This is a genomic window from Niabella insulisoli (genome assembly GCF_039652435.2).
GTDB classification, from domain to species: Bacteria; Bacteroidota; Bacteroidia; order Chitinophagales; family Chitinophagaceae; genus Niabella; species Niabella insulamsoli.
On record NZ_CP190246.1, the window covers coordinates 1,034,083 to 1,050,079 of the forward strand.

Here is a 15,997-nt window from a genome sequence, read left to right on the forward strand (position 1 = left end):
AAAAAAACTGATTTTATTTTGACAAAAAGTTTGGCTCAATAAGTTGATATCTCTATATTTGCACTCCCAAACGGGAACACGGTTGATTTCGTAGCTCAGTTGGTAGAGCACAACACTTTTAATGTTGGGGCCCTGGGTTCGAGCCCCAGCGGAATCACAGACAGCACTCATTATTGAGTGCTGTTTTCGTTTAACTATATGAGAATTACGGTCTTGCGAAAAAATCGATACTGAACCTAAATCAAACTAGCTTAAAAAAAGGGGGACCTAAAAGGGGACTTCTTTAATGAGCTAAATTTAGGTCCCCTTTTTGGCCGCTTTAGTGGAATCAGATGAGCAATTTTTTAACTACAAAAATTCTCATTTATGAAAGTCAACGAAAAACTTTCGATTCTTTTTTTCCTCAGCCGCAAGAGGGAAAATCCTGTCACCGGTCTTGCGCCAATTTACATTCGGATCACCATCAACGAAGACCGAAAAGAGTTTTCTTCCGGCCAGCAATGTCTTGCTACTGAATGGTGCAATCAGAAGAAAAGTGTTACAACAAAGTCGCCTGAAGCAAGGGCTGTAAACAACGAGCTAACAGAAATTAAAGCGACTCTTGTAAAGCTCTATGATGTGATGGAGCTGCAAGGCAAAACTGTATCCTCTGATAGGTTGCGAGAGGAATATAGGAAGAGCAAAGGGCTTATCGCTAAAAAGCCACAGCATACTACCTCTGTGAGCTGTTCTTCTGATCATACAGCTGCTCCCGTCGTAGGTAGTAAACTGGGTCGGTCTGTAGCAAAAGCGGATAGTGATTTTGATATTCGTAAAACCGTGCTATCCCTTTCTGAACGGGCGAAGGAATTAGACCTGGAGAAACGGAAACTGGATAAGTACAAGCATCAATTAGTAAAAGCCCATCGTGTTGCACAATATGAAAAAAATCATAAGCAGCTTCAGGCCGATATTGAAAAAGCTACCCTAAAAGCTGCCATACATTTTGAAAGTACAGACATATCAAAGGTGGCGTTGCTTGATCTATCTTTTGAAATCCTGCTTTATTATTTGAGAAGAGCTGTTGCAGGTACTTGTGCTTTCTCAACCTTTAGGCGCCATAGCGCTACCCATGAGAAAATACAGGCATTTAACTGGTATCGTTTTAAAAACGTCGATCTGCCTGCAAGCAGCATCAAGATTAAGTATGCTAAAGAGATATACGAATACATGACCATCGTGGATGTATGTGATAATAACGCTGCCATGAAGCATATTAAGTTAATCAAACAGGTATATGACCGTGCAGTAGAAAACGGCTACCAGTTAATCAACCCTCTTCGTAAATTTAAATGTACTTATATAGAACCCGAACCAGCCGCGTTGGAAATGGAAGAAGTTCTTAAGTTGATCAACACAGACTTCGGAGAACCCCTGAACGAAAAACGCGACGCATTTATTTTTAGCTGTTTCACCGGGTACGCTTATGAAGAAGTACGGAGGTTTACTTACGATGATATTTATACTGGCTTAGATGGGAAGAAGTGGTTGAGGATTACCAGGACTAAGACGGTAAACACCGGCGGCTTTACTGAACGTGTTCCTTTACTCCCTATAGCTGTCGATATCATTGAGCGTTATAATAATCATCCATGCCGGCTTGTTTCTAATAAATTGCTACCGATAGCTTCCAATCAGGCTTACAACAGCGATCTGAAACTAATAGCCAGAACATGTGGGATTGCATTGGATCTTACTACACATGACGCCAGGCATACGTTTGCAACAACAATAACATTAGAGAATGACGTTCCTCTTTCCACTGTAAGTAAGATGTTGGGGCATAAATCGATTAGGACGACGGAACGGTACGCGAAAGTTACAAAGAGGAAGATTAGCAAGAATATGAAGCACATTGAGAATATTCTTTTTGTTGACGGAGTGCTTCGCCAAGATTAGCTGGCTTTGCCTGCAACTTTAAGGGCGCACGCAAGCTCTGCTTTATGCTTAGAGAAGCATTCCGCAATAGTAAAGGTTCCCACGTTTGTGGGGCTTTTTCTCCGTTTTGCTTAAAGAAATTGTCAAACTTTGAAATTTTCAGCATACTACTTTACAGTAGAATGCATGGGGAGCTTTTAGGTGTCAAAATTGTAGTATGAATACGTGAACGCGTTACGGCCACCCGTAATAAGATTCTGTCATTGGTCGATGGGTTGACATTTTTATATACAAGAGATCTAAACGCATCTTCCCAAATTATTACCTCGTCAAACTCCTTTCCTTTTGATTTGTGAATATTCATGACATAGATTCCACTGTATTTTCTTGAAGTCATGGCAAAATGTTCTTGAGTTAATGCTTCGTCCACGGCCTTCGCGGCATTAAGATAGCATCGGTTGTCTCGCCAAGCCATAGCTAGTTTTTCCCGAAGAACCGCCCCGCGATTTAGTAAACGTAAATATTTGGCATCTTCATAGACATTTTTTAGTGACGGTGAAACTCCACTTTGAAACAACCCTCGGACCACAAGCCAGTCATCTTCGGGTATACCGCTGAAAATAAGCAGTTGCCGATCTTGAGCTATTTTTGTTATTTCGTCTATTAATTGCTTCTGTTTGCTTCCCCTAGTTTTCTCAGTTCTAAGATACCCTTCCAGGAAAGCGCAAATCTTTCCATCTTCAGTTGTTAATTGTTCTTTCCTACCACGGATGTGACTAATAAGAAGTTGAACGATAGTTGTGAATAATTTTTTACTTTCATCGAATGGCTCCATTAGCTTCGCTATTAATGAAGCGGATAAGGAAGGACCAGCGGGGTCAATAATAACCTCGTGCCTAATATTAACTGAAGTGAGATAAGTGGATAACTGAAGTGTCTCTGCTTTGGTTTTGACCAAAATAGCAATTGACCAATCTTTAATAGAAAGTTGAGTGTTCAATCTTTTTATGCTCGCTAGAATTGAGTAACGTAGTTGTGTTTTTGGATCGGTTTGATATGGTATGTATGTCGATACTGTAACGTTATTGTATTTCTTCCCTTTGTTTGCGCCAGTTAGCAAATCATCTCCAAACTGAGCTATGTCCTTACCTGAACTCCTGTTGTTTTGTTTGCCTAAGTTAAATTCTGTCATCGCAAAATGACTTTTAAATTCCGGTACACGCGTAATTGAGGCACCACGAAATTCAAATATGCGTTGTTGTAAATCAGCTAAAGCAACGACTGTGCTATCTTTTCCAAACTGTTTAATCAGATTCCATTCATTTTCATCAGTATCTTGAAACTCATCGACAATTATTATGGGATATGCTTTTGAATAAATAGTGCAAATCTTTTTGCTCCTTTTAAAGATATCGGCGGTAATTTTCGAAAATAAATCAAAAGCAATATTGCCTTCTTCAATAAATTGTTTTTCAATAAAGATTTTACGCTCTTCTTTTGTTAAACTGCTGGTAAGGCTTGACAAGATCGGAGGTGTTATGAGCCTGAACTGTTTGTGGGGAACAAGGTGACTACCATAAGACCGTATAATTGACCAACAGAAGCCGTGATAAGTGTTTACTTCGATTTTGCGCTTGTGGTCGGAAGCTAAAAGGTGAGCCGCTTGCTCCTCGACTCTAGAAACCGTTGCACGTGCAAAACTCAAGAACAGTATTTTTTGGTTCCTACTAATTTTGCCTTCGTCTATTAGGCGCATTGCCTTTAATAATGCGATAGTAGTTTTTCCCGAGCCTGGACCTCCCTCTATAAGTAGATGGCCGTTGGCAGATAGGATATCTGACCTCCGTTCGTCAATTTTAATATTAGAGCGCATCTTCCGAATTAATTTCTTTCACTGCCGGTTCTAGTTGTGATTTAATTTCTGCTAATACTTCTCTTATAAAAACTGGAATTTGGTTTAACGATGTGCACGATCCTAAAAGATCTACTGCAGTTGATCCAGCCTTGTCCCATTTGAGATAACTAAGAACAGCTTTTTTCGTATTCTCCGGAGTATCTTCAGTTTCAACAGCCTCTTTATGATGGTTTAGATGAGAGGGCCACGAAGTCACCAATGATCGATAGAACTTTTTTAAAGTTTTGTAGTCGGTTTCTTCAACAAGTAACTTTTCAATTCCCTTATAACTGCATTCGTAAGGATACTTGATACTGTTTTGTATTATATCTAATTTGGCTGGTGTCTGCTTGTCAAAAACAGCGAATGTTAGTTTACCCATCTCATCAAAATATTTGCCAAAAATCGAAACGGAATTCTCTGACCCAACATTGAAAATGGCAACTCCCAAGCCCTCAAGAGAAGTAAACTTTCTAGCTGCTAGTTCATTTAGTCGCCTGGCAGCGGCAGAATAGACCAAAGCTTCAGTTGTTCCCTCTGTCAGAAGGACTCTCTTTGCTAGAAGTGCTTCGGTAAACCTTGTCCTAAACTCGTGATTGTAAGTCTTAGGTTTTATATGAGCAGGGAATTTCATCGACCTACTTAACATTTCTCCTCTGTCATTCCGTTGTACCAAAATAATTTGTTCGGGAGCGAACTCTTCAAGTACAAAAGGTGAATGGGAGGTGAAAATAGCCTGAGAGGCTTTAGTTCTAATGCTGTCCACAATTCGTTTTTGAGTATATGGCGGCAATGCTGTTTCAGGTTCTTCCATCGCAAAAATGACGCTGTTTTTCGCCTCTGCAATCAGTGACAGTAGAGCGAGAACCATTGTATTAATCGTCCCTGTTCCCTGATGATGAAAGGGAGCGGCGTAGCCATCTATTCCGGTGGTCATGAATACAGTCAGAGTTTTACGAAGATGTTCTCTGGTTAAATCTGAGATTTTCAGATGAGGTTGAGTTCCCCAGTCTATAGGGACAAATTCTTTCATTGACTCCTGTAAACTTTCCAAAACACTTTCGACACCAGCAGACTTATCAGACTGCAAAGTTGTATTACGTAGTTGACTAAGCACATCTTCCCACATTTTAGGTCTCATTTCCTTTATACGCAATATTATATCCAGCAGGGAGCCTCGTTCTAAACTCAAGGCTCTGGCGCCTGTACGTAGTGCTCTTAAATATAGAAATCCACACTCTCGTTTATCTTGCTTCGAAAATTTAGGTTGGTTGCCTGTTTCCGCTATAGGAGAGAGGAAAAAAGTCTCACCCTCGAAATCATCCTCTTCCTCGTTGTAAGAACCGACAAATTTCACTCTTAAGGCTTCAATTACGTTTGGATCGTCTGTTTTTTCAATGTTGCCCCCTGGAAGAATTATTTCTGCAGCTCTGTCCCAAAATTCAAGATGTCCCTTAAATCGCGATATCTGCTCATCAGACAAGCTGATAATTGCTACTTCTATTTCTATGACAACAGCATCTTCACCGTAATATTTTCCATTATAAAAATCGTGTTCGTCAACAACAGGCGTTCTAGCTAATCGATCTGGCCCTAATACGAGATCTATCGCTTCAACGATCGTTGACTTTCCAGCATTGTTATCGCCGATTATCACAGAGTGCCCCTTGAAAAAAATTTTGGCATCAGAAATTCCTCTAAAATTTGCAATCGAGATATAAGCAATTTCCATAGTTTCTGGCTCTTTTCATTTTTAAGATAAAATAGGTGGTAGTGGTTGACCTACAACTATATGTAAATTTATAAATAATTTGCACTTCTACCTAAATGCGAGAGCGAACAAACATATTTAACTATGACTGGCTCACAGTTGTCTATGCTACAATAGAAAGCTACGAAGAGAAAAGTATGGAAGGAATATTCCTTCGCCTAAAAGGAAAATTGAGGGTAACAGTGTGGAGGATCAACAATCAAGTTGATAGTGTACTGATGTTGACTTTTCTTTGAGCGTCAAAACTCACTTAAATAGGCCAATTGATTTTATTAAATTGTTCAAAATACTTTTCGCCAAGTTCTTTTTCAATAGAAAAAACAAACGCGATGTTACCCAAAAGCCAGTCTTTAAAGTTTCTGTTTTTGATGCTAGCCGTTTTCAAATGTTGCTCAACACCGTTGTCGTTGCAGTGGAATAGATGATGCTCTATTACTCTTTTCTTTGCTTTCGGAACAGAAACGGCATTGTTATGGACAGATAGTCCGGTAACTAAAAACCGATTGCCTCTTCTAAGTAGTTTAGTTTTGTTGTTGTTTACATAAAAGTTCTCGCCGGTAATTATACGAAAAACACCCTTTTTAACTGCTCTAAGTTCTTCATAATTCCCCGACAAGGTAAGATCATCTGCATAACGAGAATACGAAAGGCCTCTTCTTTCCGCAAGTTTAGCTATCCGTTTATCTAACCTTCGCGATATCAAGTTTGCTAGTTTTGGGCTTGTTGGTGCACCTTGTGGAAGTATTCCCTCCCGGCTCTGTTGAATTTTATCTTTTAACTCTTTTTCAGTCTTTGTAAAAGAATTTAATAAAGAGAAGCTAGGCAAAAACGTGCATATTTTGGCAAGGGACACTGCTAAATTACTGTGGTAGCCGACACTCTTAAATATCCCGAATACACGCTTTTCATTTATTGAATCGTAAAAACGCTGTAGGTCAATTTTTAAAATAGCCTCTTTGTTTAGGTGAACCTCCGCGTTTTTCAGTATTGAAGCTTCTTTATCGAACCCTTTACAGGCTACGTGTGAGTCGATTTTTTCCAGAATATTTTGCAGTATCCACCGCTGAAGGAATTTCAACTCTCCGTCGGGTACATGGATATACCGGAAGCCCCCCCTTTTCTTCCTTAGCTTGAACCGTTTGTAGTTTTTTTTATAGTTGTTATGGTTTCCATCTAACATCCTAGGAATACTAACGCCTGCTAAAATGCACAAGTGAGGCAGTGAGAAGATGACAGGGAGCTTTTGAGACTGAAGATTATTAATATAGTCTGTAATATCTTTTTGATAATCGTCCGAATGATCAAGAGCTTTAACATCTACTAAAAATTGTTCCAATGGAAAGGTCATAAGGGCAACTCTTTTTTAAATTGATGCGAAGCATATTACACAAGTCCTGCAAGGATGTTGTGTAGTATGAGATTGAAAACTTGCTTCAGCCAATCTTGAGCAACTGCTCAAACATTCTCGCCCACAAACACCGAAGCGAATGCAGCTTGAAATAGCTTGCCACTTACGACCGTCCATTGAATATTTTTGGAATATAATTTACGTTTCTTACTTTAAAAGTATTCCTAGCTTCATAACTAATACTCTTTTTTCTAAGCGAAATACATTTTCTGGCTTCTCCGAAAAGTTCCAGACCAAATATAGTTAATTCAGCGTCCTGATCAAATATTCCCCTTTGAACACCTTGCTTAATATAGCCTTCATAATCACTGTATGTAATACCCAGCCTGTGGCAGATATTAGCCTCCCCCAAGCCGTTCCTTTTTAACTTTATTATCGCGTATATGGAAAAATCGATGTGATTTACAGTCGTAAAAGTCTTGTTCGCTTTTTTCACTTTAAGCGAAAAAAAGTTGTCCAAAATATTGTCGCTACCAAACTCTCTGAGAATAGACAATTCGTGAGAAATGGATTTTCTGAAATCACGAGCAACACTGATTTTATCTTGCGAAAACCGAGGAATAAGTGGAGTCCATTTTAAACTGTCATTGCCTGTAGAATAAATTATGGGCAGTGTATTATTTAGTGTGCCGTAAGCGAAGGAAACCAACGCTTGTGAATTTTCGTGTCCAAGGGCATGTATGTGTTTGTTATTTCCATTTTTCAACCTTCTAGGAGCGGTTAACAACCTACCGTATTTATAGGCCAAATTACGATGTTCGAAGTATGAGCGATAACCGAAATAACTGCCGTCAGGTGAAAACGCTTTTAGGAAAATGTTTGACTTGGATATAACGACGTTCGGGATAGACTTTAAAACGCGATTAACCCCTACAGTCAAACCAGCAACGCCTGTGAAGAACACTTTGCGAAATGTGCTGATTTTGTCCGCTATAATCTGTGAAGCATACTTTTCAACTGTCCCCCCAGTACCAACAAAATCATCTACAAGAACTAGAACATAAGTTTTTCCCTGTTGTAGCGACAGCTCGTCCAACGACGAAAGTAGTAGGATGTGCTTTTTGTTATCTCTGAAAAACGTAGTTTTTTGAAAGAAATATGATATCATACTTCCGCTTTTCCCAAATTTTCCAATAGGGTGAACAACGATAATCTCCTCTTTTTCTAAGCCCTGCTTAATCTTTTGGAAATTTTCATTTAGAGCTTCTTCAATTTCAAACGTAGTATATACAGTAAGATTAGCTAGAAAATCTTTTGCCATCTTCATTTCTCCTGCTTTAAAATTTCCTAGCCATCTAAGAATGTCAAGGGGACTCACTAAGTGCTTCAACCTGGTGGATAAAACATCAAGAGTCAGATTGTCTATGTCGGTTTCTAAATTCATATAAATGCCCTTTTGTCTTCAACATCATTTTTCTCATTCAAACCAACTCCTTGGTAGAAGGGCTTTAAAGTTCGATTGAGGATCTTCAAATTCTCCCCGCCACTCCTCAACAAGATTTATGTGTTCAATCCCTTCCCACGTAGAACTGGAGGCATGCTCTAGGATTATTATTTGGGTCTGAAATTCGGTTGCTTTCATAAATTCGCTGCATGCTTTAAATATCAGCTTTGTATTAGCTATGTCTTCTGAAATCTTTTCTTTCTTTTGGGGATCTTTTTCAGTGGACACATCAGGCAAATCCTTTGTGAGCTCGGGAAAGTAAACTTGACTTGGCTGATCTAAAACCAAAAATGAAGGCACATAGTTTCGTTTGCCTGCACCGACAAGCTTAAGGAAGTATTGGTGGAGACCTAGGAATGTTGCCAGGTGAAAACACATGTGATTAGAACCACTTCCCAGTTTGTGAAGAAAATTGATGTTGTTCGTTTGGGTGTCTTCAATGCGAATTCCGATACTGATGTCAGGATCTAGTAGGACTTTCCTGTGTTGCTTATTTTCAATTGGCAATATTCTTATGTATTCTGAAATATCTGCAGTTACTTTCGACAAGCAGAGCGCCTTATCGAACTTTTCCTTCAATTTTTTTAGTTCATTCCTTTTAGCTGCTAGTTCCTGAGAAATCTTCTCTAGCTGGAGCGCCAAATCAGCGGACGGAGAAATCTTATCTAAATTACTGAGAACATGCTCTATCTTTCCAGTGAATTCGAATATTTCCTGATACCTCTTTAGTTGCTTCTCATCTTCATTCAGCAAAATTTTGATGTTTGCATCAAGTTTCAAAATTTCCGTTTCCTTATCTCGAACTTTTTTCTTGTATTCTCTTTTTTCGTTCTCGAAGCTGAATATTTCCAGCTTCGCTTTTTCTAATACTTTATTGTTTTGGTCGCGCTGATCTCTTAGTCGCAATAGTTGATTAATGGCTTTATCCGATACTGAATCACAAAAGGGACAAGTATTTGTGCCTTTTTGGTCCAAAAACCAATCTATAGGCTTCAATCGTTCGTCAATTTCATTTGCAACATTTTGCAGGTATTCCTCTTTTGAACGGTCAAACTGTTGGATTTTCTGAAGTTCAATTTTTAAAGTATCTAGCTCACGAATTAACGTCAGGCGCATCTTTTCAAGTTCTTCGAGCTTTTCGGAATATCTCAACGCAGAACCTTCGGTTAAAAAACGATCTGACCTAACACTTGATACTACTCTTGATAGAGTGTCTTTTATGGTATTGACACTGGAACTTTTGATGCTTACGTCTTCGTCAGTTAGATTAAGATTAACGGCTGTAGTATAATATTCATAGATATCCGATTGCCAATTTTCATATTTTGCCTTCAAGTCGGACAGCTTATTTTGTTTGTCCTTTTCATCTTTCTCTAAATCGTTAATCTCTTGCTCCAGCGTTAGCATTTCGAAGGATTTATACCCCAATACTAAAGGAAATAAAATCTTCAAACGTCTGAGATGTTCAAAGGTGTCAGTCTTGTAGAAAATCGTGGTGGGATTTGCAATAATGTTTTGCGGCTGGAACAGAAACGCCATGGTATCTCTAAAGCTTGCCGGAGGTTCGTCATTACCTGCGTTATCTTTGCTAGCAAGAGATATATTTTCCAACCCCGCATTAACGGCCAAAAAGCTCTTTACATTTTCTCTGCTAGTTTTATATTGATTTGAATCTTCTATCCATTCAGTCGTATTTAAGGCTGGATTTTCACCCTTTCCTTCTATTTCGTAAAAATACATTACGTCCGATGCCTTAGCGGCGTTACCTGGACTGTCTCTAGCTATGAAAACGGACTTTTCACCTATCGTGGCAAATATTGCAAATTTGTCGACTTTTTGTCTGATGGGACCGATGGGAATATCGCATTCACTACTACCCAAGCAATAGTCAATAATCGAAATTATAGCCGATTTTCCGCGTTTACTATACCCAGTTATGACGTTAACCTTGTCTTCTTTAAATTTTATGAACCGAACGGGATGGTCGTTGTTCTTGGGATACAGTATAATATTTTTAATTCTCAATTTCATTAAAATACAATGTTTAACTCTTGTTGTATGTTTTTTTCATTACGCTTAGCAAATATGTTCCCGACTTTATAACTACAAGTTTGAATCTTTTTGACGCTATTAGCCGGGCTGTTAGATGAAAGCGGGAGGATGAGTTTATTACTTGAAAATGGCCTCAAAAGAGTGATCGTGGCATTCTCTTTCTGGTATCCTAGAATTCGCTTGCTAAAAGCTACATTCATAGCGTCAAATGTTTGTCCAGCCATCTTGGCTGCGCGTTCTTGAAGGCCCAGTCTTATTGTTGGCTCTTTGTGCAATGCGGTATAAACTTCGTTAGAACTTAAAAAAATAGCAAGAGAGGAGTAATTATATACTATCGGAAGCACAAAAAACATGTACTCTAATTTTGGAAAGTCAAGTTTGTGTTCTTTTCTTTTTGCAACATTATGATAGCCGAGAGTAAAGCTATGTAAAGCTATTACCCCGAGGGCGTCGTTTTGGAGTAATTCGAATAAATTCGTGTCTCCGACCAGGTGTGCTGAGCTTTTCATTTTCTAGCGTATTTAGATTCCCACTCTGGATGCCAACCAATTTTAGGGAGATTCGACAGATTGAGGAATGTGCCGTTGTGAATATACTTGTTGTCGGAAGTAAAATCTATTCCATCCTGAAATTTGATCTCGACAGTTTCCATTATAAAATCAAAAATTGTGATTGCAAGTTGATTTTTTTCGTTCTCAGAATAGTCTTCTAAATCCTTTGTAACATGGGCGTCAAAACATATTTGCCACTTCTCAAAACAGCGTTCTGCGAATTCGTCGAAATCTTCCTTCGTTAAATTTCCTTGCGTAATTATATAACTCATTTCTATTCCATGGCAGAAATAGTCTGATATCGCGCGGTCTATTTTTCGTTGGACGGCCTCTTTATTTCTTTTAATGTCTTCAATTTGTTTTATGAATAATTCTTTTCTTAAACTATCAACATCTGTACTGTCAAGCGATCCCAGTTTCTTTTTTGCTCTGAATAATGCGTTAATGATTGACGGATTTTTGAAGCAAAGTGACAGTCTGGTTTCAAACTCTTGCTTTGTGAATACAGCATGTTCCGAATTAAGCCACTTAGCTTTGGAAGATTTTATTATCCATCCATACATCGTCTCAAAGGTTTGTGAGCGAGCTTCATCACTATAAGCTTTATTGGCCATATGAATAGAGACAAAAAATTTCTGTTGAGGTGTAATGTTATCCTCAATGGAGAGGTTATTTTTTACAATCTCAAATTCTAGGAGATTGTCGAGTGCAAACTGAATTAGTTCTATATTCTTTTTGATTGATGGACCCTTCTCGCCCTTTTCAATAACAGATTTCAGTTTTTCCTTTTGCAGAGTTAAAAGGTCGTTAATCTCGGCTTTTACAGTGTCAAAATCCAGGATCGTTATTTTTCGCAGTAGGGCGTCTTTGTCTATTCGCTTGTTTGTCGCACAAACAAATTTGGTAGCTCTTGTAAATGTACCGTCTTTGAGTTTCTGTATCCAAATTTGCAATGTCCTCCACAAAGCCACACTAGTGTCTTCGAAAGTTGTGCCATTGGGAGAGATACTGTGCTTTGCTTGCAAGCTTAATATTACAAGGCCGCTTCCGTCTTGAATGGCGACATCATCAAATACCTCTACAGACACCGCCTCGCTAGAATTTTCTAAGCTAGCTAATAAAGACAGCGCCTTTTCAAATTGAAATAGGTAACCCGCCATGGGGCCTGGAGCTAAGTCAGCCATATGGATGCAACATTGATACTAGTAACAAATGTAATATTATTGTTTTTATAGGCGAAATAGTTGTTTAAACCTCAGTTATTTACAATTTGCAAGTGAGCCTGTAGTATGGTTTCAAAAGGTTCATTCTTGACGTCAAAGCGCTGGCCAAGAAATTAATCCACGAATACCACCAGTGCCTAGGTTGAGTGTTTTCGGCATCAAACGCGATGAATTTAGCCGAAAATAATCGGCATGTCTTCACCTTACTATCATTTGCCCGACGACAACAATCAACATCTTTCTTCGCGGCTTATTACCCTGGGCGATCTCTTCGATTTCCGCAAACAGCTTTTCTCCGAAATCCGACAGCTCATCAAGGAGCTGCATGGACAGCCAGTCAAAAAGTGGCTGAAGAGTCATGAGGTCCGCAAGCTGCTCGGTATTTCTCCCAGCACTTTACAGATCCTGCGCCGCAAAAAAGCGCTCGGCTTTACCAAGATCGGCGGCGTGCTGTATTACGACGCCGACGAGATCAATCGCATGCTGCAGGCAGCAAGTCAATTACCCACTCAATCATAACCGATATGGATAAGAGCAGAAAGTCTCCCGGGAAGGCGGGTTGTATGATCCCCAGTCTAAAAGAGGTCGTTATTTACTTTGACCAGAAGGGTCTTGCGGCAAAGGCCGCAGAGGCCTTCTTCAAAGCGCAGCGGCAACGCAAATGGAAAACCGAAAAGGGGCTTCCCATCCGGAGTTGGAAGACAGTAGCCAATAATTGGATATGGATGCACCAGGTAGCAGCGCGCCCGCAAACAATAGAAGTAAAGCTGAAGCTCCAGCTTCCGGCAGTGTACCAAATGCGCAGCAATGGGTAATATAAAAAAGATCACGGACGATGTGTCCTTTTATTTCAAGCCAACGCTGAAGTCATTTGGCAAGCTAGCGGAAGAAGCGAAGCGCCTGGAAGACGTGAAGCTGCTATTCGGTCACTATATCCCGGAGGGAACGCTGATTCATTTTCCCTCCCCCAGAGGTGTCGGTAAAAGTTATTTCTGTATGCAGCTCTGCATGGCGGTTGCGGCCGGGGTGCCGGATTTCCTCGGAGAGCCGGTTACCATGCACGGCAATACGCTTTATATCAACAATGAACTATCGGAAAAGACCTTGCGCAGAAGGCTGCTGCAACTGCATGCCCATTGCCCCTTTCCGGTGGATCAACAATATAAAGCGCGTGCATTCACGACCAAAAATAGTTTGACGGAAGACCTGCCAACTGTCCTTCAGATTGTGGAACGCTTTAGTCCCGTACTGATCATTATCGACAATCTTAGAATGGCCTTTACGGATACGGACACGAATAATAACAGGGAGATCACTAAGATGATGTTTACGCTGCTGGCCTTATGCGAGAGTTCCAAGACTGCAGTTGTTATCACTGATCATTTTAAAAAACATACCTCGTCCCTTTTAAGCGATAGCGATCTGCAAACCGGCAGCGGTGTTAAAACGGACCTATCCGATGGTGATTTCTTTCTCCGTAAAAGCGGGCAGGATAAATACCTGCGCCTGCTGAGGCGCGGTAAGTCCCGGCACTTTGAAGAAGCGGACGATGCCAAGCTACTGCGCTTTAATCCTGCTACTATGTGGTTCGACCTGGTAGAGGAGCATGTAAACGAAGCCGAGCATATTGGGCTTAAGACCCTCCGGCAAAAAGAAGAGCAACAGGACATAGCGAGGCTCCTGCAAGAGCAGGGCAAGACATTCCGGGAGATTGCGGTGATCCTCGGCAAAAGCAAATCGACCGTTCACCGGTGGCTGGACGCAGATAAAAGCAGTGATGAAAACAAGCAATAAGGCCCACACAGCCTTTGTCCCATAATGCTACAATACGCGGAAACGGGACAAGAATTCTGCACAAGATATTAATAGTCAACAACACGCTTTAAAAAAACGGGACAAAATACTATGGAAAATGGCACAATATGGGACAAAAACGGGACAAACTTTTTTTCAAACACTTTAAATCAAAAAAGATGAAAACACTAAAATTATTGCTGCTTATGGCAGTGTCTGTGGGAATAGTAAGCTGTTCCAAAAAGGAAAAGATAAGTGATGCTGCCGCTCAACCTCAGCCATTCGGGCATGTGATCGCTGAAGAAAACGCATCGCCGGATAATCCTTTGAATCCTTATGACTTTGTAGGCAGGGAGCATAACCGGCTGCTGGCAATGGTGAAACAGTACATCGAGAGCGGTGGTGACAATTCCATAAGAGGACGTAACCTGTTTTTGATGAACCACACCAGCACCCATACCAATGTTGAAGAGCTGGACAAGGCCGTTTATCATGTAATTAATGATACCGCCAGTCGATACCGGGCTAACCTGTCAAGACTTCCTATAAGCCGCGACGCCAAAAATACTATAGTTGGTATCTATCAGCAGGTTAAAACGGTAAAAGATAATGGGGAGTTTTCCGTCGTCCAATCACGTCTTGTCAGGATGGAAGACGACCTTCTTAAAAGCTCCGGGTTCTCTGAAAATGAAAAACAATTGCTGTTGTCTGCTGCCTCCGTCGCCCGGCATTCTACTTATTACTGGTTGAATGATGACGAGCTGAATACTTCGGTAGACGGCCGCACAGCAGCCCGCGGTTTTTTCTGGAAGTTAATAAGGGCTGTTGGTGCTGCTACGACAGATATCTCTTCCCTGGTAGAAACAATGGTCACGGACAATGATCTGCCGACGGCTATTACTGAGGCCGCAGCCACCAGCAGTTGGGCCTATGACGCCTTCGACTATATGCCGGACTTCTGATAATGATCGTCCCTTTTGTCCCGTTTCCTTTTTCACTGTAAATATTTTATCACCATAAAAACAAATCAACATGAAAGCAAAAATGCTCCTGGCAGTGTCCGCACTGGCGATCCTTAGCTGTCAGAAAAAACAAACCACCTCTGTTCAGGCAGAACAAAATTTATCGGTAAGTATAGCCGAAAGTACCAGGCCAGTTACCAAAAATTATTATGACAGTACCGGTATTTATCACAACATGATGCTGGATTCTGCGCTGGTATATGCGCTTAACAACCGTACCCGTAACGGTATGCAGGCCTACAGTATCATGATGAAGGTTTATCAAAAATACCATCCGGTTGACGAAGCGCTGATTCAAAAAGCAGCACCCGCTTTACTAAAAAGCGTTAGCGAAATGCGTAGCAACCCATTAGAAAACCGGGACCCCAAAACACCGGAATATCCATTTTTTGCGCAATTGTTCCAACTGATCAGCCAGGCCGGTCGCCTCGGTTACGACCGGTTTAAGGCAGACCTTGAGTTGTTAAAGCAGCAGGCAGCCGCCAGCGAGACGCTTACGGCAAGTGCAAAAGAAAGGGTGTTGGGAACTCTTTCGGTAGCCGGCAGTTCTGCATACCGTTGGCTTAATCTGCAAACGATCAATATGCATCTGGAATTTTATATTCCTTTTTCACCCGCGCAATTTACAGGAGGCGGCATTAAAGCCATATCTGCTGATACCCGCGCTTACCTGGAAGCCAGAGAGAAGGGACATTCGGAGCATACCGCCAGGGTACTTTCCGCTATAGCCAGTTTCAAGGAATTTTTAGACAACCTGTGGCCCTTTTAAGTTTTGTTTAGTTATGGCTTTTGGTAATGCCTTTGGGCCTTGACATGCGAAGTAAATCTATTTTTTAAACCCACTGACAGAATAACCGGCTTCATAGCTCATAGGAGTGGCGCGGGCAGGGCCTGGCGGGGCCGTTTACCTTTCTCATGAAA

13 protein-coding genes and 1 tRNA gene are annotated in these 15,997 nt (G+C 40.7%); 7 read left to right on the top strand and 7 right to left on the bottom strand.

The window, feature by feature from the left end; all coding sequences use genetic code 11:
* The first annotated feature begins 84 nt into the window (after positions 1-84).
* Positions 85-157 (top strand) — tRNA-Lys (locus ABDK00_RS04490).
* A 209-nt stretch (positions 158-366) separates the two neighbouring features.
* Positions 367-1,938, top strand: a complete 1,572-nt coding sequence (locus tag ABDK00_RS04495) for a site-specific integrase (RefSeq protein WP_346238679.1) — start codon at positions 367-369, stop codon at positions 1,936-1,938.
* 151 nt (positions 1,939-2,089) lie between these two features.
* Here ABDK00_RS04495 and ABDK00_RS04500 read toward each other — a convergent pair whose 3' ends face one another.
* The 7 genes from ABDK00_RS04500 to ABDK00_RS04530 all read right to left on the bottom strand — a co-directional run bounded on the left by ABDK00_RS04500 (position 2,090) and on the right by ABDK00_RS04530 (position 12,221).
* Positions 2,090-3,790, bottom strand: coding sequence for a UvrD-helicase domain-containing protein (locus ABDK00_RS04500; RefSeq protein WP_346238680.1), 1,701 nt, complete (start codon positions 3,788-3,790; stop codon positions 2,090-2,092).
* Positions 3,780-5,543 (bottom strand): ATP-dependent nuclease, encoded by a 1,764-nt coding sequence (locus ABDK00_RS04505; protein ID WP_346238681.1) that lies wholly within the window; start codon positions 5,541-5,543, stop codon positions 3,780-3,782. Before ABDK00_RS04505 ends, ABDK00_RS04500 begins: the two co-directional genes overlap by 11 nt.
* Positions 5,544-5,832: 289 nt before the next feature.
* Positions 5,833-6,930, bottom strand: a complete 1,098-nt coding sequence (locus ABDK00_RS04510) for a reverse transcriptase family protein (RefSeq protein ID WP_346238682.1) — start codon at positions 6,928-6,930, stop codon at positions 5,833-5,835.
* Between the two features lie 163 nt (positions 6,931-7,093).
* Positions 7,094-8,374: a phosphoribosyltransferase-like protein gene (locus ABDK00_RS04515; protein ID WP_346238683.1), complete on the bottom strand. Its 1,281-nt coding sequence runs from the start codon at positions 8,372-8,374 to the stop codon at positions 7,094-7,096.
* A 33-nt stretch (positions 8,375-8,407) separates the two neighbouring features.
* Positions 8,408-10,465: a DUF3732 domain-containing protein gene (locus ABDK00_RS04520; protein ID WP_346238684.1), complete on the bottom strand. Its 2,058-nt coding sequence runs from the start codon at positions 10,463-10,465 to the stop codon at positions 8,408-8,410.
* The gene (locus ABDK00_RS04525; RefSeq protein ID WP_346238685.1) at positions 10,465-10,995 is read right to left on the bottom strand and encodes a three component ABC system middle component; all 531 of its coding nucleotides are present in this window, start codon (positions 10,993-10,995) and stop codon (positions 10,465-10,467) included. Before ABDK00_RS04525 ends, ABDK00_RS04520 begins: the two co-directional genes overlap by 1 nt.
* On the bottom strand, positions 10,992-12,221 hold the full coding sequence (locus ABDK00_RS04530) for an ABC-three component system protein (RefSeq protein WP_346238686.1): 1,230 nt from the start codon (positions 12,219-12,221) through the stop codon (positions 10,992-10,994). The genes ABDK00_RS04525 and ABDK00_RS04530 overlap by 4 nt, the downstream gene beginning before the upstream one ends.
* Positions 12,222-12,452: 231 nt before the next feature.
* On the opposite strand from ABDK00_RS04530, the gene ABDK00_RS04535 reads away from it, so the two are divergent.
* From ABDK00_RS04535 to ABDK00_RS04555, 5 genes are all read left to right on the top strand, one after another.
* The gene (locus ABDK00_RS04535) at positions 12,453-12,779 is read left to right on the top strand and encodes a helix-turn-helix domain-containing protein (RefSeq protein ID WP_346238687.1); all 327 of its coding nucleotides are present in this window, start codon (positions 12,453-12,455) and stop codon (positions 12,777-12,779) included.
* Positions 12,780-12,784: 5 nt separating this feature from the next.
* Complete coding sequence (locus ABDK00_RS04540; RefSeq protein ID WP_346238688.1) at positions 12,785-13,075, top strand: hypothetical protein; 291 nt, start codon at positions 12,785-12,787, stop codon at positions 13,073-13,075.
* The gene (locus ABDK00_RS04545) at positions 13,068-14,054 is read left to right on the top strand and encodes an AAA family ATPase (RefSeq protein WP_346238689.1); all 987 of its coding nucleotides are present in this window, start codon (positions 13,068-13,070) and stop codon (positions 14,052-14,054) included. The genes ABDK00_RS04540 and ABDK00_RS04545 overlap by 8 nt, the downstream gene beginning before the upstream one ends.
* Positions 14,055-14,233: 179 nt before the next feature.
* Positions 14,234-15,016, top strand: a complete 783-nt coding sequence (locus ABDK00_RS04550; RefSeq protein ID WP_346238690.1) for a hypothetical protein — start codon at positions 14,234-14,236, stop codon at positions 15,014-15,016.
* 70 nt (positions 15,017-15,086) lie between these two features.
* On the top strand, positions 15,087-15,845 hold the full coding sequence (locus tag ABDK00_RS04555; RefSeq protein ID WP_346238691.1) for a hypothetical protein: 759 nt from the start codon (positions 15,087-15,089) through the stop codon (positions 15,843-15,845).
* Positions 15,846-15,997 lie beyond the last annotated feature (152 nt).